Raw genomic sequence first — 24368 nt, 5'->3', positions numbered from 1 at the left:
ACGGGCTCCGCGCGCAGTCCCAAAGCGCACCCTGGCGGGCATCGCTTGCCCCACCGCACACCCAGGCTTCCAGCCCCCTGGCCGCGACGGCCTTTCGCACCGTAAAATAGCGCCGTTCGAGCGCCTGCTGCGGCGCCCGCCCCGGCGGACACCGCAGCGCGACTCGCCGCTTCACGGCTTCATGCGTCGTTGCAAGCACAACAAATATGGGGGCGACACAATGGGATCTTTCCAGTGGTTCAGGGAGCTGAACGAGCGCGAGCGGCGCACGCTCTACGCTGGCTTCGGCGGCTATGCGGTCGACGCGTTCGACTTCATGATCTACTCGTTCCTGATCCCGACGCTCATCGCCGCCTGGGGCATGACCAAGAGCGAAGCCGGCATGATCGCGACAAGTTCGCTGATCTCCTCGGCGCTCGGCGGCTGGCTCGCGGGCATCCTCGCCGACCGCTACGGCCGCGTGCGCGTGCTCCAGTGGACCATCGCCACCTTCGCGCTCTTCACGTTTCTGTCCGGCTTCACGCACTCGTTCTGGCAGCTGCTCGCAACGCGCACGCTGCAGGGCATCGGCTTCGGCGGCGAATGGTCCGTGGTGACGATCATGATGGCCGAGACGATCCGCTCGCCGCAGCACCGCGCGAAAGCCGTGGGCACCGTACAGAGCAGCTGGTCGTTCGGCTGGGGCGCCGCCGCTGTTCTCTACTGGGCGTTCTTCGCGCTGCTGCCCGAGCAGTACGCGTGGCGCGCGTGCTTCTGGATCGGCATCGTGCCCGCGCTGTGGATTTTCTACGTGCGCCGCAACGTGAGCGACCCCGAAGTGTTCCTGCAAACGCGCCGCGCCCGCGAGCGCGGCGAAACGCACGGCCATTTCCTGCAGATCTTCGCCCCCGCGCACCTCGCCACGACGCTGCTCGGCAGCGCACTGTGCACCGGCATGCTGGGCGGCTACTATGCAATCACCACGTGGTTGCCCACCTATCTGAAAACCGTGCGCCATCTGTCGGTGTTCAACACGAGCGGCTACCTGGTCGTGCTGATCGTGGGCTCGTTCACGGGCTATATCGTCGGTGCCATTCTGTGCGACAAGATTGGCCGGCGCGCATCCTTCGTCCTGTTCGCCATCGGCTCGTTCGCGCTCGGCATGGCCTACACGATGCTGCCGATCACCGATACCGCCATGCTGCTGCTCGGCTTTCCGCTCGGCATTGTCGTGCAGGGGATTTTCGCGGGCGTGGGCGCCTATCTTTCCGAGCTCTACCCGAATGCGATCCGCGGCTCGGGCCAGGGCTTCTGCTACAACCTCGGGCGCGGCCTTGGCTCGTTCTTCCCAATTCTCGTGGGTACGCTCGCGCAGACCACGACGCTCGTGAAAGCGATTGGCGCGGTAGCCGGCGCAGGCTATCTGCTCGTGATTGTGTCCGCCCTGTGCCTGCCCGAAACGAAGGGCAAGGCGCTGACCGACAATCCCGCCCCGGCGGCAGGCAGCGCGGCCACCCGCCCCTCCGTCGACTCCACTGCACAATGAGCGCGAACGTGCTGCAATACCGCCCGTTCCCGCTTCACTCACTACGACCGGCATGAAAACGATCGTCCTCGGCGCCGGTGTGATCGGCGTCGCCACTGCGTATTACCTGAGTGAACGGGGCTGCGACGTCACGGTCATCGAGCGCGAGCCCGGCGTCGCGCTGGGCACGAGCTTCGGCAACGCCGGCGTGATCGCGCCGGGGTACGTCACCCCCTGGGCCGCGCCGGGCATGCCGGGCAAGCTCATCAAGTACCTGCTCAAGCCGACATCGCCGCTGATCTTCCGGCCCACGCTCGATGCCGCGCAATGGCGCTGGATCGCGCGCTGGCTGCGCGAGTGCGACCTCGATCGCTTTCGCGTGAACAAGCAGCGCATGCAGCGCATCGCCTACTACAGCCGCGCCTGCCTGCACGCGTTTCGCGCGCAGCATGCGTTCGAGTACGGGCGCAGCCAGGGCTACCTCCAGATCTTTCGCAGCAACTACGACGTCGAACTCGCCCAACCGGCGCTGGGCGTGCTGCGCGACGCTGGCATCGCCTTTCGCGAGGTGGACGCCGCGGGCTGCGCGCAGATCGAGCCAGGCCTCGCGTGGTCAAGCGTGAAGCCCGTGGCCGGCATCTATCTGCCCGACGACGAGGCCGGCGACTGCGCACGCTTCACGCGCGAGTTGCGCGCCGTTTGTGAGGCAAGGGGCGTGAAGTTCGTTTTCGACACCGAAGTGCTCGCGCTCGAAGCCACGGGCGGCCGGGTGAGCGGCGTGCGCGTGCGGCCCGTGCCCGGGCGGCGCACGGCAAACAACCGCCGCGAGCTGCGGGAGCAGCGCCGCGAGCAACGCCGCGCGCCCGCCGAAGTGCTGCGCCCCGCCGACTTGAACGAGGTGGCCGATACCGAGCCGCAAACGCTCGCGGCGGACGCCGTGGTGGTCGCGCTCGGCGTGGAGAGCGCGGCGCTCGTCGCGCCGTTCGGCGTGCGGGTGCCGCTGTATCCGGTGAAGGGCTACTCGGCCACGCTGCCCGTGGTCGACGAGCAAAAAGCCCCGCGCGCGGCGCTTATGGACGAGTCGCTCAAGACCGCCATCACGCGCTTCGGGCCCTACCTGCGCGTAGCCGGCACCGCGGAGCTCGGCAACCATCGCACGACGCTGCGCGAGCAGGCGCTGCAAACGCTCATGAAAGTGCTCGACGACTGGTTCCCGCACGCGGCCACGCCGTCTTCCGCGCAGTTCTGGGTCGGACGCCGGCCGATGGTGCCGGACGGCGCGCCGCTGCTCGGCCATTCCGGCGTGCAAGGGCTTTGGCTCAACGTCGGCCACGGCTCGACCGGCTGGGCGATGTCGATGGGCTCGGGACGCGTGGTCGCCGATTTGATCGCCGGGCGCTCGCCCGAGATCGATCTCGATGGGTTGACGCTGGAGCGGTATCGGCGCTAATGGCGGTGTAGAGCGGGTTAGAGCGGGTTAGACCGCCACGCTCGCCAGCGCCTCATAACGCGCGCCCTGCCGCGCGAGCGTGCTCGAATACAGCACGATCGAGGTAAACCGCAATGGCGGCAGCGCCTGCGCAATGCCCTCCCGCAGAGCGTATTCAGGCGGCACGCCACGCGCGTCGCGCGCAAAGCGCGCCAGCGTAATGTGCGGCCGGAACGCGCGCGCATCGAGCGGCAAACCCACCTCGCCCATCAAGGAGCGCACCCGCCAGTCGAGTGCCGTGAACGCATCGGACATGGCCAGCACGGCCACCATCAGGCGCGGCTGCGCACGCCCCGGCCAGCACTCGATCTTCGTGACGGCCGCGGGCGGGAATGGAGATAAAGGCGCCGCCGTACGCTCAGCAAGGCGCGCCGCGAGCGACTCGCCCTGCACGAACGACATCGCGCCAATGAACGCCACCGTGAGATGCAACTGCGCATACGGCACCCGGCGCGCATTGGGCGGCACGTCGAGCGCGGCGAGTGCGTCGCGCGAAGGCGCATCGGGCGCGAGCGCAACGAAGCAGCGCCGCCATTGATCGGTCTCGCGGGCTTCGGACATGATCGGCAGGCCTCTGGGTGAGGAACAACCGCCCCATGGTAGCGCGCCTGCCAGCGTTTGCTGCGCTTTAGCGCTTGCGCCGGCCCACGCAGCGACGGCTCGCCTCGATAAAAGCCAGCGAAAAAAAGCCGGACCACCCTTACAGGCGGCCCGGCTGGACGTGTCGACCGGAGTTAGCGCTTTAGCGCTTACTCCGGTCCCATGCAGAACTGTTTTTACTGCGTGTTGGTCACTGCGGCCCAATGCGAACCAACGCGACCCAATGCAGCCAGCGAGGATCGCTCGCCGGCTTGAATCGGCTCAGTCAATCTCAGCGCGGCAGTTCCGAGCTACCCATCAGGTACGCATCGACGGAACGTGCGCACTGACGGCCTTCGCGGATCGCCCACACCACGAGCGACTGGCCACGGCGCATGTCGCCGGCCGTGAAGACCTTGTCGACCGACGTGTAGTACGCCTTCTCGCCTTCGGTCGCGGCGCGCACGTTGCCGCGCGCGTCCTTTTCGACGCCGAACGCTTCGAGCACCGGCGAGACCGGCTGCGTGAAGCCCATCGCGAGCAGCACGAGATCGGCCTTCATTTCGAACTCCGAACCCGGCACTTCGACCATCTTGCCGTCCTTCCACTCGACGCGCGCGGCGATGAGCTTCTCAACCTTGCCGTTCTTGCCTTCGAGGCGTTTGGTTGCGACCGCCCAGTCACGCGAGCAGCCTTCCTCATGCGACGACGAGGTGCGCAGCTTGACCGGCCAGTACGGCCACACGAGCGGCTTGTTCTCTTCCTCGGGCGGCTGCGGCAGCAACTCGAATTGCGTGACGCTCTTCGCGCCGTGGCGGTTCGAGGTGCCCACGCAGTCGGAGCCCGTATCGCCGCCGCCGATCACGACTACGTGCTTGCCCTTGGCCAGCAATTGGTCCGGCAGCTTGTCGCCCGCGTTGACCTTGTTCTGCTGCGGCAGGAACTCCATCGCGTAGTAGATGCCTTCCAGCTCGCGGCCCGGCACCGGCAGATCGCGCGGCGTTTCGGAACCGCCCGCGATCACCACGGCGTCGAACTGTTCCTTCAACTCGTCGGGCGTGATGGTCTGCTTGGCCGTATTGCCGATGTGCGCCGGCAACTCGCCCTTGCCGATGAACACGCTGGTGCGGAACGTCACGCCTTCGGCTTCCATCTGGCGCATGCGGCGGTCGATCAGCCACTTCTCCAGCTTGAAGTCGGGGATGCCGTAGCGCAGCAGCCCGCCAATGCGGTCGTTCTTCTCGAACACGGTCACGTCGTGGCCGGCGCGCGCGAGCTGCTGCGCGACGGCGAGGCCCGCGGGGCCCGAGCCGACCACGGCCACTTTCTTGCCCGTCTTGTGCTTCGCGACTTGCGGCGCGACCCAGCCTTCAGCCCAGGCCTTGTCGATGATCGCGTGCTCGATCGACTTGATGCCGACCGGGTCGTTGTTGATGCCGAGCGTGCACGCCGCTTCGCACGGCGCCGGGCAGATGCGGCCCGTGAACTCGGGGAAGTTGTTGGTCGAGTGCAGGACTTCGATCGCGCTCTTCCAGTCCTGGCGGAACACGAGGTCGTTGAAGTCAGGAATGACGTTGTTGACCGGGCAGCCGTTGTTGCAGAACGGGATGCCGCAGTCCATGCAGCGCGCGCCCTGGACCTTCGCGTCGGCGTCGGAAAGTGCCGCGACGAATTCCTTGTAGTGCTTCACGCGCGTGAGCGGTGCTTCGTACGCCTCATGCTGGCGCTCGAACTCGAGAAAACCGGTTGCCTTACCCATTTGGTTCTCGTCTATCTCTATCTGATTCGGTGAGGGGACCGCGCCCGCCGCTGCGCGAGTTGTCGTAACTCATGTCGCACGGCGGGCGCTCCTTCGTCTTGATGTCGTCGTCGCGGAATTAAGCGGCCAGTTCTTCCCGGTTCGCCTTCTTCGCGCCGAGCTCGCCCAGTGCGCGCTTGTATTCCGTCGGGAACACCTTCACGAACTGGCGGCGCGCCGCATCCCAGTTTTCCAGCAGCGCCTTTGCACGCGGCGAGCCGGTGAACTGGAAGTGACGCTCGACGAGTCCCTTGAGCAGCACTTCGTCGGTTTCGCCCGCGTGCCACAGCGCGCGGTCCACGGTGCGCTCCTGTTCTGCCTGTTGCAGAACCGGATCGAGCGCGACCATCGACTTGTTGCACTTGCCGGCGAACGTGCCTTCCGGATCGTAGACGTAGGCCACGCCGCCCGACATGCCGGCCGCGAAGTTGCGGCCCGTCTCGCCGAGCACGACCACCGTGCCACCCGTCATGTATTCGCAGCCATGGTCGCCCGTGCCTTCCACAACGGCCGTCGCGCCCGAGTTGCGCACCGCGAAGCGCTCGCCTGCCACGCCGCGCAGGAAGGCTTCGCCTTCGAGCGCGCCGTACAACACCGTGTTGCCGCAGATGATGTTTTCTTCGGACTTGCCGCGGAAATCGTTGGTCGGACGGATGATGATGCGGCCGCCCGACAGGCCCTTGCCCACGTAGTCGTTACCGTCGCCGACCAGATCCAGCGTGATGCCGCGTGCGAGGAACGCGCCGAAGCTCTGGCCCGCCGTGCCCTTCAGCTGGATATGGATCGAGTCGTCGGGCAGACCGTCATGGCCGTACTTCTTCGCGACCACGCCCGAGAGCATCGCGCCCACCGTGCGGTTCACATTGCGCACCGGCTGGATGAACGAGACGTGCTCGCCGCTTTCGATCGCGGCCTTCGCCTTTTCGATCAGCGTGTGATCGAGCGCGCGATCGAGGCCGTGGTCCTGCGACTCGACATGCATGCGCGCGACTTCGGCGCCCACTTGCGGCTGGTAGAACACGCGCGAGAAGTCCAGACCCTTCGCCTTCCAGTGCTCCACGCCCTTGCGGGTGTCGAGCAGGTCCGCGCGGCCGACCAGATCGTCGAACTTGCGAATGCCGAGTTGCGCCATGATTTCGCGCACTTCTTCAGCAACGAAGAAGAAGAAGTTCACGACGTGCTCGGGCTGGCCCGAGAACTTCGCGCGCAGCACCGGATCTTGCGTCGCGACGCCGACCGGGCAGGTGTTCAGATGACACTTGCGCATCATGATGCAGCCCTCGACGACGAGCGGCGCCGTCGCGAAGCCGAATTCATCTGCGCCGAGCAGCGCGCCGATCACCACGTCGCGGCCCGTCTTCATCTGGCCGTCGGCCTGCACGCGGATGCGGCCGCGCAGCTGGTTCAGCACGAGGGTTTGCTGGGTTTCGGCAAGGCCGAGTTCCCACGGCGTGCCCGCATGCTTGACCGACGAGAGCGGCGAAGCGCCCGTGCCGCCGTCATGGCCGGCGATCACGACGTGATCGGCCTTGGCCTTGGCAACGCCGGCAGCCACCGTGCCCACGCCCACTTCCGACACCAGCTTCACCGAGATCGACGAAACCGGGTTCACGTTCTTCAGATCGTGGATCAGTTGCGCGAGGTCTTCGATCGAGTAGATGTCGTGGTGCGGCGGCGGCGAGATCAGGCCCACGCCCGGCACCGAGTAACGCAGCTTGCCGATGTACTCCGAAACCTTGTGGCCCGGCAGCTGACCGCCTTCGCCCGGCTTCGCGCCCTGCGCCATCTTGATCTGGATCTGGTCCGCCGACGACAGGTACTCGGCCGACACGCCGAAGCGCCCCGACGCAACCTGCTTGATCTTCGAGCGCAGCGAGTCGCCTTCCTTGAGCGGGATGTCCGTCACGACTTCGGGGCCGATGATCGAGCGCATCGTATCGCCGTTCTTGATCGGAATGCCGCGCAGTTCGTTGCGGTAGCGATTTTCGTCCTCGCCGCCTTCACCGGTGTTCGACTTGCCGCCGATGCGGTTCATCGCGACAGCGAGCGTGGCGTGCGCTTCCGTGCTGATCGAGCCGAGCGACATCGCGCCCGTGGCGAAGCGCTTGACGATCTCCTTGGCCGGCTCGACGTCGTCGATCGAGATCGCGCGCGCCGGGTCGAGGCGGAATTCGAACAGGCCGCGGAACGTCAAGTGGCGCTTGGTCTGATCGTTGATCAGGTGCGCGTATTCCTTGTACGTCTGGTACGAGTTGCTGCGCGCCGAGTGCTGGAGCTTGGCGATCGCGTCCGGCGTCCACATGTGGTCTTCGCCGCGCACGCGGTACGCGTACTCGCCGCCTGCGTCGAGCATGTTCGCGAGGATCGGGTTGTCGCCGAATGCGTCGTGGTGAAGGCGGATCGCTTCCTCGGCCACTTCGAAGAGGCCAATGCCGCCCACCTTCGATGCCGTGCCGGCGAAGTACTTCTGCACGAGGTCGTCCGCAAGGCCGATCGCTTCGAAAATCTGCGCGCCCGTGTACGACATGTACGTGGAGATGCCCATCTTCGACATCACCTTGAGCAGGCCCTTGCCCACTGCCTTGGTGAAGTTGTAGACGGCCTTGTCCGCCGACAGGTCGCCCTTCAGGCCCTGCGCCATCTGCGCGAGCGTTTCCATCGCGAGGTAGGGGTGCACGGCTTCCGCGCCGAAACCGGCGAGCAGCGCGAAGTGGTGCGTTTCGCGCGCCGAACCCGTTTCCACGACGAGGCCCGTGCTCGTGCGCAGGCCGTGCTTCACGAGATGCGAATGAATTGCCGAGGTGGCGAGCAGCGCCGGAATCGCGACATTGCCGCGGTCCGCGCGGCGGTCCGAGACGATCAGGATGTTGTAGCCCGACTTGACCGCGTCCACGGCTTCCGCGCACAGCGACGCGAGACGCGCTTCGATGCCTTCCTTGCCCCAGGCCACCGGATAGCAGATGTTCAGTTCATAGCTGCTGAACTTGCCGCCCGTGTACTGCTCGATCGCGCGGATCTTCGCGATGTCCTTGAAGTCGAGCACCGGCTGCGACACTTCGAGACGCATCGGCGGGTTGATGTTGTTGGTGTCGAGCAGGTTCGGCTTCGGGCCGATGAACGACACGAGCGACATCACCATGTTTTCACGGATCGGGTCGATCGGCGGGTTCGTGACCTGCGCGAACAGCTGCTTGAAGTAGTTGTAGAGCGTCTTGTTCTTGTTGGACATGACCGCCAGCGGCGAGTCGTTGCCCATCGAGCCGACGGCCTCTTCACCCGACATCGCCATCGGCGCCATCAGGAACTTGAGGTCTTCCTGCGTATAGCCGAACGCCTGCTGACGGTCGAGCAGCGCGGCGGCTTCGGCGCGCGCCGTGGCGACGTCTTCCGCCTTCGGCTCGATCTCGTCGAGCTTGATGCGCACAGCGTCGATCCAGCTCTTATAGGGCTTGGCGTTGGCGAGGTTGTCCTTGAGTTCCTTGTCGTCGATGATGCGGCCGTGCTCCATGTCGATCAGGAACATCTTGCCCGGCTGCAGGCGCCACTTCTTGACGATCTTCGACTCGGGGATCGGCAGCGTGCCGGCTTCCGAGGCCATGATGACGAGATCGTCGTCCGTGACGATGTAGCGCGCCGGACGCAGACCGTTACGGTCGAGCGTCGCGCCGATCTGGCGGCCGTCGGTGAAGGCGATGGCGGCAGGGCCGTCCCACGGCTCCATCATCGCGGCATGGTACTCGTAGAACGCCTTGCGGTTCTCGTCCATCAGCGTGTGCTGTTCCCACGCCTCCGGAATCATCATCATGACCGCGTGCACGAGCGGGTAACCCGCCATCACGAGCAGTTCGAGACAGTTGTCAAACGAAGCCGTGTCCGACTGGCCCGGGTAGATCAGCGGCCAGAGCTTGGGCAGGTCGTCGCCGAGCACGTGCGAGGCGATCGCGCCGGTACGGGCGTTGAGCCAGTTCACGTTGCCCTTCACGGTATTGATTTCACCGTTGTGGGCAATCATGCGGTAGGGGTGAGCCAGCTCCCATGCCGGGAACGTGTTCGTGGAGAAGCGCTGGTGCACGAGTGCGAGCGCCGAGACCACGCGCTCGTCTTGCAGGTCGCGGTAGTACACGCCAACCTGACCCGCGAGCAACAGGCCCTTGTAGACGATCGTGCGCGCCGACATCGACGGCACGAAGTATTCCTTGCCGTGCTTGAGCTTGAGCGCCTGGATGCGGTGGCTCGCGGTCTTGCGGATCACGTAGAGCTTGCGTTCGAGCGCGTCGGTGACCATCACGTCCTTGCCGCGGCCGATGAAGATCTGGCGGATCAGCGGCTCGCTCGCCTTCACGGTGGGCGAGATCGGCATGGCGTGGTCGACCGGCACGTCGCGCCAGCCCAGCACGACCTGGCCTTCGGCGCGCACGGTACGTTCGAGCTCCTGCTCGCATGCGAGACGCGAGGCGTGCTCCTTCGGCAGGAAGATCATGCCGACGCCGTACTCACCGGCGGGCGGCAGCGTCACGCCCTGGCGCGCCATCTCTTCGCGATAGAACGCGTCCGGAATCTGGATCAGGATGCCCGCGCCGTCGCCCATCAGCGGATCGGCGCCTACGGCGCCCCGGTGGTCGAGGTTTTCGAGAATCTTCAGACCTTGCTGAATGATTTCGTGGCTCTTCTTGCCCTTGATGTGGGCGACGAAGCCGACGCCACACGCGTCGTGTTCGTTTTGCGGGTCATACAGACCTTGCGCGGGGGGCACCGCGGCGCGCTGCAGGTGATCGTTCATGGGGACACCGTCCAAGAGTGGCCAGAGCTGGCCGTTGATTCCGTACTTTTTTGTTTCCCGCCGCTTGCGTGACCGCTGTACGGCGTTGCGCGGGCGATGCTGGCTTCCCGCGTTGTGCGTCCAGGAGAGCCGAATCGCGAATATACGCGACGAATCAAGCACATGCAAATAAATTAGCATGATAGAACCCTAATTATCAAGATGGTGCATCGCCTTCTATTTTTATTGGGGCCGCATCTAAAGTGGGCAAAATAAAACGGCACCCGAGGATGCCGTTTTTTGGGTAACCCGTTGATCTGGAAGCGGATTAATGCGTTCCGGTGCCGGGCTTGTGCTCGTGATGAACTGGCGATGAACCGGAGCCGGTATCCGAACCGGACGACGCCGAACCTGACGAATGCCCCCCCGCGCCACCCGTATTTGTCCCTGGCGTTGCGCCGGAACCACTCCCCGCATGCGTGCCGCCATGGCCTCCCGAATGCGTACCGGGATGCGCGCCAGCAGGCGACGAGTAATTGGGGTTGGATTGCCCGCCGGGATGCGACTGAGGCGCGTTCGGCGCCGCTGCGCTGCCGCCGGCAGTAGCAGTGCTTGCCGCACCTACCGCGCTGGCGCCTGGCGCGCCGGGCGCCGCCGATGCGGCGGGTGTCTCGCGCACCTTGCGCGGCCGCCCGCGCGGCAGCGGCGAGACGCGCCGGTTAGCCGTGCGCGAAGCCCACTCGCGATAGGTGTCGCTGCCGAGCACCCATCCCTTGAGCGTGGCCTGCATCAACTGCGTGGTCTCGCGCTCGTCGAACGGCTGCTCGCAGAGTTCGCGATAGGCGCGCTGGCGCTCGAACGGCGTGTTGCCGAGCGCCCAGTAAAGCGGATGGTCGGTAATGAGGCTATCGACAGTGAGCCCGATGTGGTGCCGATAACTGGACCATCGGTAGTCTTCCGCCGCCGTCACGAGGTGATTGCGCACCGGCGCAAGCTCGACCACGCGGCTCGCGAGCAGGAAGAAACGCTCGCCCTCGATGACCGTGGCGCGATAACGCCCCTCCCAGAGCGTGCCGCGACGGGCGTAACGACGGTTGAAATGCGCCACATAGCGTCTGCCGACCGCCTGCATCGCCTTGGGAAGGCTCGATTCGTCAGAGGGCGTGACGAGCAGTTGCACCGCGCCGGGCATCAAGACCCACGCGTGAACCGCCAGATGATGATCGCGCGCCGCCGCCTTCAGGCAGTCGATGAACAGTTCGTAATCCTGGTCGTCGACGAAAGCGGGCTGCTGGTCCAGTCCGCGCAGAATCACATGCTGCGGCTGGTCGGGAACATAAAGACGTGCAAGCCGTGCCATGCTCGATCTTCCTGGTACGTTAGTGAATACCCGCATGCCCGCCAGGCCGCGCCAGCGCTCGATTTCGCAGGCATGACGGCTCGAGCGGAACGCTCGCGGCGCTTAGGGAAAAAGCTCTAACGGTCGTGTATGGTTTGTTGCAAACGTTGTGTTCATAATGAGCGGGCCTTTCATGGAGGAGCACATATATGAAATTAAAACAGGCGCTGGCAGCCACCGCCGCACTCGCCTGCGTGTCGGGGGCTTACGCACAATCGGCCAACACCTTCTACGTTACAACCGGATGGTTCCACTTCGCGCCGCAGGACAGCAGCGACCCGCTCAAAATCGACAGCGCGGGCGGCCGGCCCGTCAACCTCGCCATTCCGAACACGGGCGCCAGCATTAGCTCGTCCGACACCGTCGGCCTCTCACTCGGCTACTTCATTACCGACCACATCGCAACCGAAGCTGAGCTGGGCATTCCGCCGAAGTTCGACCTCTACGGCAGCGGCAGCTTCAACCAGTTCGGCAAGGTTGGCGAAGCGCGCCTGTGGAGCCCGGCACTCTTGCTCAAGTACTACTTCAACACGCCCGAAGCAAAATTCCGTCCTTACGCCGGCATCGGTTTCACGTACGTCTGGTTCACCGACGCGAAAATCACGAACCCCACATTCGAGCATGGTGTACTTGGGGGTCCGACCAGTGTTTCGACGGATCGTTCCTGGGCACCCGTATTTAATGTTGGCTTCAACTACAACTTCACGAAGCACTGGTTCGCCGGCTTCTCGCTTTCGTACATTCCGGTCAGTGTGGTTGCCACGTTCGATACTACGGTCGCCAACCAGTTGGCCACCCAGCGACGCTCCGAAGCCAAGATCCACCTGAACCCGCTCGTCACCTTCCTGAAAGTCGGCTACAACTTCTGAGCGCCAGCGCGTCCCGGAAACCCGCCCCGGCCTTCCCCGGCCGCCCTGCTCTCCGTCCCGCCCTCCCGGCGACCGACGGAGGGCGACGCCTCCGACATCAACAGCAACTATCCGTTACGTCTCGATTGGCTTTCCCTGATTCTATGCCTCTCGGAAAAGCCGTGCTGTCCCCGTAATCATTTGTCGCTAACAAGACGCCCCGATTTGCTGTCCGGCACCCTCTCGCGGGCCGCGGAGCCTCGCCAGGCTTGCCTGGCCGGGCGGCCTACGTGTAATCCCGGCTGTACACGCTGGCGTACCGGGCACCCGAAATGCGCAATACTTGAATCCTTTCGCCCGCCGCGTCCGCTTTTAGGGTGCAGGCGCGGCGGGCCCTCTAACCCCGTTTTTTAACGATGGAGCCATTCATGAGCGCATTTCCGAACACGCGAGACGCCATCGGAGAATCCTGGACGCGTACGGGCCGCCATGCGCGCCGCATCGCGCGCCGCGGCCGCAACGCGGCCGCCGATATCACGGAAGAATTGCGGGACTTGCTCGCCGAACTGGAAACGACGCTGGGCGAAGGCACGCAAGCCGACGCTGCCGAGTTGCGCGCCGACATTCGCAAGCGTCTGGATTCGGCGCGCGAGCGCCTGGAAGTTGCGCGCGCCTCCGCGCGCGAGCGCACCGACGCAGCCATGGCCCAGGCCGACGACTACGTGCGCGCCAACCCGTGGCAAGCCCTCGCCATCGTAGGCGGCGTCGCGCTGGTCGCAGGCGCGCTGCTTTCGCGCCTGCGCTGAGGCCGCGCCGCCCGCTCGCCCGTGAGGCCGCACCGATGGGCTCGCGGCCGGCCCGGCAATTCTGATCCGGGCCTTATTCAGGCCCCGATGCGGGCCCGAAGCCGTGCTATCCGTCGAGCGCGTGCGGCCCGATCAGATCGATGCGGTCGGTGCAGATGGTGTCCACGCCCCAGCTTACGAGTAGTCGCGCGCGCTCGAGGTCGTTCACCGTGTAGGCGAGGATGAAAAGGCCGGCTTCCTTGATGCGGTGGACCAGTCCCTCGTCCAGATGCCGGTGGCTCGCATGCAGCGAAACGCAACCGAGCGCGGCCGTCTGCTCGCGCCAGTCGTCGGGCACGCGCTCGACCAGCAGGCCGCGCGCCAGATCGGGAGCGGCGTCGCGCGCCGCCGCGAGCGCCTCGGGCGAGAATGAGGAAAGCAGCGGCTGCACTGCGGCTCTATCCGGCCCCGACGCACGCCACAGCCGCGCCGTCTCAGCCCCGACGACACGACCCGTCTCCACCTCCCTCCCCAGACACGGCTTGATCTCCACATTCGCCACCAGGCCTTCCTCGCGGCAGCACTGCGCCACTTCGGCGAGCGTCGGCATGTGCTCGCCTTCGAAGCGCGAATCGCACCAACTGCCCGCATCGAACGCCGCAATCTGCGCATAGCGCAGTTGCGCCGCCGCGCCGCGCCCGTTCGAGGTGCGCTCGACGGTGTCGTCGTGCAGCAGGAACGCGACGTTGTCGGCCGAAAGCTTGGCGTCGAATTCCACCATCGTGTGCCCGAACCCGGCGCCGACGCACAGGCCCGCCAGCGTGTTCTCGGGTGCGAGCGTACCGCCGCCGCGGTGCGCGGCAACGCGCGGATACGGCCAGTTATTCATCGTCTGAACTCCGGATTCAGGAAAGGGGATCGCTCAAACCTCGTCGGACACGACGAAGAGGCGCCGGTACTCCTTGAGCGCATAACGGTCGGTCATGCCCGCGATGTAGTGCGCGATCTGACGCGGTTGCGAGGCTTCGTCGTGCGTCTGATAGGCGGGGGGCAGCAGGCGCGGATCGTCGGAAAATGCCTCGAAAAGCCCCTTCACGATGCGTTGCGCCTTGTTCGCCATGCGCATCACGCGGTAATGCCGGTACAGGTTGCGGTACAGAAACCGTTTGAGCGCGGCGGCCTGGACCGCGACGCGCTCGCTGTGCGCGACAATGGGCGGCGCAGCGCGCACATCGTCCAGCGATTGCGGTGCGAACCTCGCGAGATTGCGGCTCGTCTCGTCGATCAAGTCGACGATCAGCGTGTTGATGATGCGCCGCACGATCTCATGCACGAGGCGCCGCCCCTCTATTTGCGGGTACTCGGCGCGTGCGGCCTCGTAGTGCATCTGCCAGAGTTCGATCTCGGCAAGCTGCTCGATGGTGAGGAGCCCCGAACGCAGCCCGTCGTCCACGTCGTGATTGTTGTAGGCGATTTCGTCCGCGATGTTGGCGATCTGCGCTTCGAGCGAAGGCTGGCGCCCGAGCAGGAAACGCTCGCCCAGTTCGCCGAGCTGCCGTGCATGTTCGCGCGAGCAGTGCTTGAGGATGCCCTCGCGCGTTTCGAAGCATAGATTCAGGCCATCGAACGCGCCGTAGTGCTCCTCGAGCTCGTCGACGACGGCAAGGCTCTGCAAGTTGTGCTCGAAGCCGCCGTGCCCGCGCATGCATTCGTTGAGCGCGTCCTGGCCCGCATGGCCGAACGGCGTATGGCCAAGGTCGTGCGCGAGCGAGATGGCCTCGACGAGATCCTCGTTCACGCGCAGGTTGCGGGCGACCGAGCGGGCGATCTGCGCGACTTCGAGGCTGTGCGTGAGCCGCGTGCGAAAGAGATCGCCCTCGTGGTTCACAAACACCTGGGTTTTGTATTCGAGCCGTCGGAACGCAGTGGAATGGACGATGCGATCGCGGTCGCGCTGAAATTCGCTGCGCGCGGAGGGCGGCGGCTCGGCGAAGCGGCGTCCGCGCGATTTCGCGGAACGGGCCGCGTAGGGCGCAAGCCCCGCTTCGAGATCGACTGGCACACCGACCGCGCCCGGCGCGCGGGCACGGTCCGGGCCTGTGTGCCCACCGGGACGTTCGCCTCTGATGTCGCTGCGGGTGTCGCTCAACGGTTCCTCCGCAAGGATCGCATGTGGGGCGGCCACGGCCTCGCGGGCACGGACCGCGCAAAGTCAGGCCGCCAGGTTCAAGCCCTTTTTAGCCTTTCACAGCGGCGGCCAGCGTCGCCTGCACGGCTTCGTCGGGCGCGCGGCCGATTTGCGTCTGCCCGAAGCGCTCGAGCAGGATGAACTTGATCGCGCCGCCCTCCGCTTTCTTGTCGACCTGCATGAGATCGACGTAGCGCGCAGCACCCAGCGCGGGAGCCACGATGGGCAGATTCGCCGCCTTCACCACACGCACGAGCCGCTCGCGCGACGCTTCGTCGAGCATGCCGAGGCGCACCGAAAGATCGGCCGCCATCACCATTCCGCAGCCCACGGCCTCGCCGTGCAGCCACTCACCATAGCCGAGGCCCGCTTCAATCGCATGACCGAACGTGTGGCCGAAGTTCAGGATCGCACGCAGGCCGCCTTCGCGCTCGTCGGCGGCCACCACCGACGCCTTGATCTCGCACGAGCGCTTCACCGCATGCGCGAGCGCTTCGGGCTCGCAGCGGTTGAGCGCCTCGACGTTCGCCTCGATCCATTCGAAGAATTCGGCGTCCGCGATCGCCCCGGTCTTGATGACCTCAGCCACGCCCGCTGCCAGTTCGCGCGCCGGCAGCGTGCGCAGCGCGCCGATATCGGCGATCACGGCCTGCGGCTGATAGAACGCGCCGATCATGTTCTTGCCGAGCGGATGGTTGATGCCGGTCTTGCCGCCCACCGACGAATCGACCTGCGAGAGCAGCGTCGTGGGCACCTGGATGAACGGCACGCCGCGCATGTAGCAAGCGGCCGCGAAGCCCGTCATGTCGCCGGTCACGCCGCCGCCCAGCGCGATCAGCGTGGTCTTGCGGTCGGCGCGCGCGGTGAGCAGCGCGTCGAAGATCAGGTTGAGCGTTTCCCAGTTCTTGTACGCCTCGCCATCGGGCAGCACGACCGTGTGGACGTCCTTGCCGAGCGGCGCGAGCGCGGCGCGCAGCTGGTCGCCATAAAGCGGCTCGACGACCGTATTGGTCACGATGGTCACCGACTTGCCGGCGATATGCGGCGCGAAGAGCGCCGTCTGGCCGATGAGGTCGGTGCCGATGTGGATGGGGTAGGCGCGGTCGCCCAGTTCGACGTTGACGGTAATCATGCGAGGCATTCGTTCAGGATGGGTGATGCGAGCAGGAACGCCCTACTCGCTCGCCGGGGTTCGAGCGACGCCGGCCATGTCGAGCTGCATCAACACCATGTTGACGAGGCCGTTCACGGACGGGCGGCCGGTCTCGATCACGAAGTCGGCGACCTCGCGATAAAGCGGATCGCGCTGCTCGTAGAGCGCTTCGAGCCGCCCCTTGGGATCTTCGGTCTGCAGCAGCGGCCGGTTCTTGTCGCGGCGCGTGCGCAGCCAGAGGTCGTGCGGATTCGCGCGCAAATAAACGACGAAGCCGCGCTCCTTGAGCGCCGCGCGGTTCTCGGGCCGCAGCACCGCGCCGCCGCCCGTCGCCAGCACGATGCCTTCGCGCGCGCTAAGGTCGTCGATCACGTGCGCCTCACGCTCGCGAAAGCCTGCTTCGCCTTCCAGCTCGAAGATCACCGGAATGCGCGCGCCCGTGCGCGCCTCGATCTCGTGATCGGAGTCGAAAAACGGACGCTCAAGCCGACGCGCGACCGCCCGGCCCACGGTCGTCTTCCCGGCGCCCATGAGCCCTACGAAAAATACATTGGCGTTTGCGTCCCGCACTTGCAGCGTTTCCTACGAAAGGTTGGTGCCGCAGCTTACTGGCAAAGCAGCGGCGTTGTCGAGCCTGCGGCGCCCGCGGTCCGGCCCTTTTCGGCCAGCCTGCGCGACGCCGCTTCAATTTGGGGCGCGAACCACGCGCTTCGCGCACGCCGCCCGCTCAGTCTGCACTGACCACGCGCGGCGTAATGAACACCACCAGTTCGCTGCGTCGGTCACGATGCGCGCGATGCGAAAAAAGCGCGCCCAAAAACGGTATTTTGCCCAGGACCGGCACCCGCGTCACATCGTCCCGGTCATCGGTCGCGTCGATGCCCCCAATCGAGACCGTTCCGCCGTCCTCGATCTCCACCCGCGTCTGTACGTGCTTGGTGTGAATCGCCGGCCCCGCGGCGGTTTGCTCGCCCACGCTGTCCTTGGCCACGTCGAGATCAAGAATCACACGGCCATCGGGCGTGATCTGCGGCTCGACCTCCAGCTTCAGCGTGGCGCGGCGAAATTGCACGCCCGAGACGCCCTGTCCGACCTTCGCCTGATACGGCAACTCGGTACCCTGCTCGACGACGGCCTTGGTGCGGTCGGCGGTCACGACGCGTGGACTGGACACCACTCGCCCGCGCCCTTCGGCTTCCAGCGCGCTCAACTCGATGTCGAGCAGGCGGGTCGCGCGCGCGGCCAGCAGCGTGAGACCGAGCTGGGCGGCTTCGAAACCGGAGAGCGGCCCGGCCGGCAAGTCGTAGACCGCGCCTGCCGCATCACCATGCACCCCGCGCGGGACGCCATCGGGATTGGTCGGGTAGAGCCCGAGCCGCACGCCCAGTTCGCGCGACAGGCCTTCGTCCCCTTCGACGATGCGCGCCTCGATCAGCACCTGGCGCGCGGGCGCATCGAGGCGCTGGATCAGCCCCGCGATCTGATCGAGGCGCGCCGGCAAATCCGTGACGAACAGCAAATTCGTGCGCGTGTCCGCCACGGCGGCGCCCCGCTTCGAGAGCGCGCGCTGCGTGCCCGAGCCAGTGAGGAGCCGGCGCAGGTCCTCGGCGCGCGCGTACTGAAGTTCGAACGCGCGGCTCGCAAGCGGCTCCAGCTCGGCGGCACGCGCGTGCGCTTCGAATAGCTGGCGCTCGCGCGCCGCCATGTCTGCCGCAGGCGCGACCCAGATCACGCTGCCCGTGCGCTCCATGGCGAGGCCGTTCGACACGAGCAGCAGATCGAATGCGGCACGCCATGGCACGCGATCGAGCCGCAGCGTGACCTGGCCGCGCACGCGCTCGCTCGCAACGACGTTCAGCTTCGTGAATTGCGCAAACGCGTGCAGGTCGGCCGTGAGTTCCGCACGCTGAAAATTGAGTGAGATCGGCCGATTGGGCGGCAAGCCGTCATCATCCGATGCCGCGCCGCTCAAGCGGGCAGGTGGACGTAGCGGCACGGGCGGCCCTTCAAGCGGCGGCGACGCCTCGGGCGTAGCCGGCACTGCCGCACGCTGCGCCGCTGCATTGCCGCCTTCACCTTCGGCAGCACCGGGTAGCGAAGCAGCGCCCGCGCCGTTTTCGGGCACGAACGGATTCGCGACCCAGCCTGGCGGGGCATCGGACTCCCCCTGCGTTCCGCCCGCAGGGAGCGGTGGTGATGGTGGCAGCGGCGGCGCATCATAACGCGCAACTGGCACGGCTACCTGGCTCCACGCCGGCAGCGGCGGCGGCACAGCGCCCTGTGCCGGCAGCACGGTCTGCGCCATCAACGCAAGCACGCAACTCAGCCAATGGATCGTGCGACGCGCCGGAACCCAAAGTCGGCCAGCGCCCGGACGCACCGATTGCCCCAGTTTCATTTGGCATCCTCCGCCCAGCCCAGGGTGTGCGTCGCGCCATTGAGCGAGAGCACGATGCGCACCGGATCTACGCTCGACACCTGCGCGCCCGCAAGCGTGGCGCCGGTCTGCACGGCCACGGTGCCGTCGGCGGTTTCTACGAGCGCAACCGCTCGCCCGCGCTCCACCAGCATGCCGGACAGACGCATCGCAGCGTTGCCCTGCATCCCCGCAGCGCCCTGAACGCCGGAGAATCCGCTTGCGAACGGATCTGCAAGCGGGCCGCCTTCGTTGCCATTGCGCGCGAGCGCACCCGCGGTCAGTCCGTCGAACACCTGCAGCATGGCCGACACCGCAAGGCTGCCTCCGCTGCGCCTGACCGAGAACTCGGCAGGCACGACGAGTTCGGGCAATGTCGCGAGCCCTTCGAGAAAAGTCGACAGTTGCTCGAAGCTGCCCAGCGCAACCAGCTTCGTCGTGCGGAACGCCGGCGCCTGGGCGCCGCCCGAAGCCGCCGCTGGCTCGAGCGCGACGAGCACGAGCCCGGCCTGCGCCGCAAGCTGCGAGATGTCGCGAATATCGCCAGCGGCGCTGCCCTCGCGCCCGCGCTGCTGCCCGTCTTGCGTGCCGCGCTGCAAGGCCGGCAGACGCACCAGTGTTTGCCGCGCTCCCGCGAGCCGCGTATGGGCATCGGCAAGCGCGGATTGCGCCGCCTGCGCGCCGCCCACGTCCAAAACCACACAAGCGCCGCTCACCAGACACATGGCGAGCACACCGAACACCGCAGCGACTATGGCGCGGCGCCGGCCGCTCCACGCGTGTACAGGCCGCCAGCCGCGCAAGCATGTGTGCAGCACGCCACCATGCGAGCTTTCGCGTCCAAACGGACGGGCGCGCATCCCCAGCGCGGCCATCATTTCGCCCCCTTCGCGCTCACGCCACGCGCCGCGCTGGCCGCTTTCGCCGCCGCGCCCATCCATACCAGCCGCACGGCCACACGAATCGGCGCACGGGCCGGCACCGCACCGCGCGACGCACCAGGCGGCACGCGCTCGCGCATGAGTCCAGCCTCCTGTGCACGCTTCAATTCGCGCACGTCGACCGCCTCGACGCCCGGTATCGCGTGCAGGCTTGCGAGCCACGCCGCTGCCGCCGCCTCGTCGATCGCGCTTGCGTGCAACTCTGATTCTTCGGCGCGTTGCGCAAGCTGCTCGAGGGTCACGCCCATCGTGCGCGCCGCCGGCAACGCGTCCATGAGCGCAAACACGTGCGCAAGCGGCTTCGCCCGCTGCTGCGCTTCGGAACGCGCGGCGCGGCGCGCGTCGGCTTCGCGTTCGAGCTTGTGCGCGAGCGCCAGCGGCACGGCCAACTGCGCAAGCTGTCGATCCACCGCCTCGCGGCGCGCCTCGATTCGCGTGCTCTCGAACAGCTGCCACCCGGCCACGGCGCTGCCGCATGCACCGCCTACGATCAACGCCGCCAGCCACTCGACCGCGCGGCGGCGGCGCAAACGCCGCATCGCACCCGACCGCCATGGCAGCAAGTTGAATCCATCGCTCCACGCTCCCGGCACAACGCTCTGCTCGCGCACGCGGCCCGCTCCCGCGCTCATTCGCTTACCCCGCGCATTGCGAGGCCGAACGCGACGGCACACGACGGGTCGTGCAGCAGATTGGCGTCAAGCGGGTGTTCAATGTCTGCAAGCGGCGCGCACTCGAACGGCAGCACCGGACTGCCGAGCACGTCGCCGATATCGGCGAGCGAAAAATGCGCGCCGTGCAACAGGGCGAGGTCGCCGGACACGAACGTGCAACCCGTTTGCTCACTTCCCGCCAGATCGCGCAGCGCTTCGACCAGATCGACGTGCTCCAGCGCCGGAAAACGCATGGTTCGCACGACGGTTTCTTCGGCGACGAACCAGCCGTGCATGCCGTCCGCGCCGATCCACAGCGCCACCCATGCCTCGTGAGGCGGCAACTCGAACTCAGCGGCATGACGCATCGCGCGCAGTGCCGCATGCGCCTCGTCGTCCACGGCGCATAGCGCGACGCCTGCCATCGCGGCGCATTCGATGCGCGCCTCCAGATGAGCGCGTGCCGTGGCCGCAATCGTCACCTGCGTTTCGTGCGCGTACGCCACGCCACACTCCAGTGCAAGCGGGCCGACGCGCCAATCCACGGCCAGCTCGGCGCGCTCGACGCCCGACACGCGCTCCGCCTCCGCGAGCACGAGCGGCTCGAGTTCGGTGTAAAGGCCCGAAATGTCCAACCGGTCCATCCCGCCGGCGCGGCTGCCCCGGTCCGCGGACGCCAGCCGCGCGAGCGGCATGGATGCAAGCATTGTCGCGCCGGCGGGCAGCGCCATCGCGCAACGCAAGGTGGCCTGCGCACAAGCGGGCGGCAGCGAACCGAACACCTCCTGCAGCGCGCCTGCCAGCGCCTGACGATTGACGATCTCGGCGCCCGAGAGCGCCTCGCGCGCAAGCGGCGCGCGGCCCAGCCATTCGATGCGCAACGGCCCGCCGCCGAACACCCGCTGACTCAGAACCACCAGCGTGACGCCACGCGCCCCCACATCGACGCCCGCAGCAAAGCGGCGCGCACCCAGCAACAGCGGATTGAGCAAGCTCATCGCATTCCTCCCATGTGCGTCGCGCCGCGAACCATTCGTGACGCGCTCAAGGGGGAAATTGTGCGAAGCGGTGCTTGCCGCGCACACTCGTCCGGATGGCCAATCCGTGCATGCAGTGGCTTCGCGTCAACCGAATGCAACCGAACCGCAACCGCAACCGAATACAACCGGGTGCGGCTGAGTGCGATCGAGTGCAACCGTCACGCGATCTTCTCGCGCATGCGAGACACGGCTAGAGTGCGTCTATGCCGCTCGGCCGTTATGCTCGCCTCGCCACCTCGCGTAAGCGTTCCGAAAGCACGCCTGGGCAGGCGGCTATAATCGCGGGACTGTTTTTTCGGTGTCCGTATGCAAGAAGCTCTGCCTCCCTCATCCGTTCCGCCGTCCGCGCCGCCCAAACGCAAGCGGCCGTGGTGGCTCAAGCTGCTGATCGGCATTGTCGTGCTGATCGTGGGCGCGGCCGCCAGCGCGGCGCTCGTGCTCGGCTATGCGCTCATCGTCGCCACCCCGAACCTGCCGTCGCTCGACGCGCTCACTGACTATCGGCCGAAGGTGCCGCTGCGCATCTATACGCGCGACCATGTGCTGATCGGCGAATTCGGCGAGGAACGGCGCGACATCGTGCATATCCAGGACGTGCCCGACAATCTGAAGAAAGCGATCCTCGCGATCGAGGACGCGCGCTTCTACGAGCATGGCGGAGTCGACCTCACGGGCATCGCGCGCGCGGGCTTCGTCGCGCTCACCAATGGCCACGCCTCGCAGGGCGCGAGCACGATCACCATGCAGGTAGCGCGCAACTTCTTCCTGTCGAGCGAGAAGACCTACACGCGCAAGATCTACGAGATGCTGCTCGCCTACAAGATCGAGTCGAAGCTCTCCAAGGATCAGATTCTCGAGGTGTACATGAACCAGATCTATCTGGGACAGCGCGCCTACGGCTTCGCGAGCGCCGCGCGCGTGTACTTCGGAAAGGATCTGAAAGATCTCACGCTCGCGGAATGCGCGATGCTCGCGGGTCTGCCCAAGGCGCCCTCGGCGTATAACCCCGTCGTGAATCCGAAGCGCGCCAAGGTGCGCCAGGAGTACATTCTCGAACGCATGCTGGAGCTGCACTACATAACCCAACAACAATTCGACGCAGCCGCGCAGCAGCCGCTCGTGGTCAAGGGCGCGGGCAAGGAATTCAGCGTGCACGCCGAGTATGTCGCGGAAATGGTGCGCCAGATGATGTACGCCCAGTATCACGAAGAGGCGTACACGCGCGGCCTGAGCGTGGTCACGACCATCGATTCGGCCGACCAGGACGTCGCCTATCGCGTGCTGCGCAAGGGCTTGCTCGACTACGAGCGGCGGCGCGGCTATCGCGGGCCCGAGGCGTTCATCGAACTGCCCGCCGACGCGGACGACCGCGAGCAGGCCATCGACGACGCCCTGCTCGAACACCCCGATAACGGCGAACTCGTCGCGGCCGTGGTCACGTCGGCAAGCCCGAAACAGGTGCAGGCGACCCTCATGGACGGCAACACGGCCACCATCACCGGCGAGGGCCTGCGCTTCGCGCAATACAACCTGAGCGCGCGCGCACAGCCGAACCAGCGCATTCGCCCGGGCGCGATCATCCGTATCACGCGCAATAACGCCGGACATAACGCTGCAAACAGTTCCGGAAACGGCGCAGGAAACAATGCAGGCAGCAGCGTCGGCGAATGGTCGATCACGCAACTGCCGCAGATCGAAGGCGCGTTCGTTTCGGTCGTGCCGCAAGACGGCGCGATCCGCGCGCTCGTGGGTGGTTTCGACTTCAACAAGAACAAGTTCAACCACGTCACCCAGGCATGGCGCCAGCCGGGCTCGAGCTTCAAGCCGTTCATCTATTCGGCTTCGCTCGACAAGGGGCTCGGGCCGGCCACCATCATCAACGACGCGCCGCTCTTCTTCAGCGCCGCCGAAACGGGCGGCCAGGCGTGGGAGCCGAAGAACTACGGCGGCGGCTTCGACGGCCCGATGACCATGCGCACCGCGCTCATGAAGTCGAAGAACCTCGTGTCGATCCGCATCCTCAACCACATCGGCACGAAGTACGCGCAGCAATACGTCACGCACTTCGGCTTCGACGCCGATCGCCATCCCGCCTATCTGCCGATGGCGCTCGGCGCGGGTCTCGTCACGCCGCTGCAAATGGCAGGCGGGTATTCGGTGTTCGCCAATGGCGGCTATCGCGTGAATCCGTATCTGATCGCCGAAGTCACCGATCAGCGCGGCATGGTGGTCGCACAGGCGCAGCCGCTCGTGGCGGGCCAGAACGCGCCGCGCGCGATCGACCCGCGCAACGCGTACATCATGAACAGCCTGCTGCAGAGCGTGGCCCAGCGCGGCACGGGCGCGAAGTCGAACGTCCTCAAGCGCACCGACCTCGGCGGCAAGACCGGCACGACCAACGACTCGCGCGACGCCTGGTTCGCGGGCTATCAGCACACGCTCGCGGCCATTGCGTGGATCGGCTACGACAATCCGCGCAGCCTCGGCGACAAGGAAACCGGCGGCGGCCTCGCGCTGCCGGTGTGGATCGAGTACATGCAGAAGGCGCTCAACGGCGTGCCCGAGTACAAGATGCCGATGCCCGATGGCGTCGTCACGCTCGGCGACGAGCTCTATTACGCCGACGCCACGCCGGGCCACGGCTTCGTCTCGACGGTGGGCATCAGCCAGGCCGCGCTCGACGCTCAGTCGAGCGGCGCCGGGGGCGCTCAGGCAGGGGCAGGTTCGGCGCCCGAGCAGGTCAACGCCAAGGAGAAGGAAGACATCATGAACCTGTTCCGCGGCCATTGAGCACGCTCATCACCATGAAAAACGGG

General features: G+C 66.3%; 15 protein-coding genes and 2 pseudogenes. 5 read left to right on the top strand and 12 right to left on the bottom strand.

What is annotated here, in order from left to right; genetic code table 11:
- The first annotated feature begins 220 nt into the window (after positions 1–220).
- Positions 221–1525: an MFS transporter gene (locus NH14_RS29980; protein WP_052148392.1), complete on the top strand. Its 1305-nt coding sequence runs from the start codon at positions 221–223 to the stop codon at positions 1523–1525.
- A gap of 52 nt (positions 1526–1577) precedes the next feature.
- Positions 1578–2954, top strand: coding sequence for a D-amino acid dehydrogenase (locus NH14_RS29975; RefSeq protein ID WP_035531665.1), 1377 nt, complete (start codon positions 1578–1580; stop codon positions 2952–2954).
- Between the two features lie 27 nt (positions 2955–2981).
- Here the strand turns inward: NH14_RS29975 and thpR are convergent, their stop codons facing one another.
- The 4 genes and pseudogenes from thpR to NH14_RS29955 form a co-directional block, all read right to left on the bottom strand.
- On the bottom strand, positions 2982–3554 hold the full coding sequence (thpR, locus tag NH14_RS29970; protein WP_035531666.1) for an RNA 2',3'-cyclic phosphodiesterase: 573 nt from the start codon (positions 3552–3554) through the stop codon (positions 2982–2984).
- A 310-nt stretch (positions 3555–3864) separates the two neighbouring features.
- A complete protein-coding gene (locus NH14_RS29965) occupies positions 3865–5331 on the bottom strand; it encodes a glutamate synthase subunit beta (protein WP_035531667.1) in 1467 nt (488 codons plus the stop codon).
- 118 nt (positions 5332–5449) lie between these two features.
- Positions 5450–10150 carry a glutamate synthase-related protein gene (locus tag NH14_RS29960; protein ID WP_035531668.1) on the bottom strand — a complete coding sequence of 1567 codons (4701 nt, stop codon included), beginning with the start codon at positions 10148–10150 and terminating at the stop codon, positions 5450–5452.
- 649 nt (positions 10151–10799) lie between these two features.
- Positions 10800–11489: pseudogene (locus NH14_RS29955) on the bottom strand (transposase); the annotation flags it as partial.
- 188 nt (positions 11490–11677) lie between these two features.
- On the opposite strand from NH14_RS29955, the gene NH14_RS29950 reads away from it, so the two are divergent.
- Together NH14_RS29950 and NH14_RS29945 are read left to right on the top strand one after the other, a co-directional pair.
- Complete coding sequence (locus NH14_RS29950) at positions 11678–12397, top strand: OmpW/AlkL family protein (RefSeq protein ID WP_035531669.1); 720 nt, start codon at positions 11678–11680, stop codon at positions 12395–12397.
- 407 nt (positions 12398–12804) lie between these two features.
- Positions 12805–13182 (top strand): ElaB/YgaM/YqjD family protein, encoded by a 378-nt coding sequence (locus tag NH14_RS29945; protein WP_035531671.1) that lies wholly within the window; start codon positions 12805–12807, stop codon positions 13180–13182.
- A 106-nt stretch (positions 13183–13288) separates the two neighbouring features.
- Here the strand turns inward: NH14_RS29945 and ugpQ are convergent, their stop codons facing one another.
- From ugpQ to pilM, 8 genes and pseudogenes are all read right to left on the bottom strand, one after another.
- Positions 13289–14050 carry a glycerophosphodiester phosphodiesterase gene (gene ugpQ, locus NH14_RS29940; protein WP_035531673.1) on the bottom strand — a complete coding sequence of 254 codons (762 nt, stop codon included), beginning with the start codon at positions 14048–14050 and terminating at the stop codon, positions 13289–13291.
- 33 nt (positions 14051–14083) lie between these two features.
- A pseudogene (locus NH14_RS29935) lies at positions 14084–15214 on the bottom strand (deoxyguanosinetriphosphate triphosphohydrolase); the annotation flags it as partial.
- A gap of 184 nt (positions 15215–15398) precedes the next feature.
- Positions 15399–16481 carry a 3-dehydroquinate synthase gene (gene aroB, locus NH14_RS29930; protein ID WP_420874243.1) on the bottom strand — a complete coding sequence of 361 codons (1083 nt, stop codon included), beginning with the start codon at positions 16479–16481 and terminating at the stop codon, positions 15399–15401.
- A 42-nt stretch (positions 16482–16523) separates the two neighbouring features.
- Positions 16524–17078: a shikimate kinase AroK gene (gene aroK, locus NH14_RS29925; RefSeq protein WP_035531679.1), complete on the bottom strand. Its 555-nt coding sequence runs from the start codon at positions 17076–17078 to the stop codon at positions 16524–16526.
- Between the two features lie 151 nt (positions 17079–17229).
- A complete protein-coding gene (locus NH14_RS29920; RefSeq protein ID WP_237179818.1) occupies positions 17230–18900 on the bottom strand; it encodes a type IV pilus secretin PilQ in 1671 nt (556 codons plus the stop codon).
- Positions 18897–19796 (bottom strand): type IV pilus inner membrane component PilO, encoded by a 900-nt coding sequence (locus NH14_RS29915; protein WP_152617263.1) that lies wholly within the window; start codon positions 19794–19796, stop codon positions 18897–18899. Before NH14_RS29915 ends, NH14_RS29920 begins: the two co-directional genes overlap by 4 nt.
- A complete protein-coding gene (locus NH14_RS29910) occupies positions 19793–20491 on the bottom strand; it encodes a hypothetical protein (protein WP_052148393.1) in 699 nt (232 codons plus the stop codon). Before NH14_RS29910 ends, NH14_RS29915 begins: the two co-directional genes overlap by 4 nt.
- A complete protein-coding gene (pilM, locus tag NH14_RS29905; protein WP_035531683.1) occupies positions 20488–21510 on the bottom strand; it encodes a type IV pilus biogenesis protein PilM in 1023 nt (340 codons plus the stop codon). The genes NH14_RS29910 and pilM overlap by 4 nt, the downstream gene beginning before the upstream one ends.
- Before the next feature lie 348 nt (positions 21511–21858).
- Between pilM and NH14_RS29900 the strand changes: the two genes are divergently transcribed.
- A complete protein-coding gene (locus tag NH14_RS29900) occupies positions 21859–24342 on the top strand; it encodes a penicillin-binding protein 1A (protein ID WP_035531685.1) in 2484 nt (827 codons plus the stop codon).
- The last annotated feature ends 26 nt before the right edge of the window (positions 24343–24368 follow it).

The organism is Paraburkholderia sacchari (assembly GCF_000785435.2).
GTDB lineage: Bacteria > Pseudomonadota > Gammaproteobacteria > Burkholderiales > Burkholderiaceae > Paraburkholderia > Paraburkholderia sacchari.
This window is presented reverse-complemented; position numbering and strand designations above follow the sequence as displayed.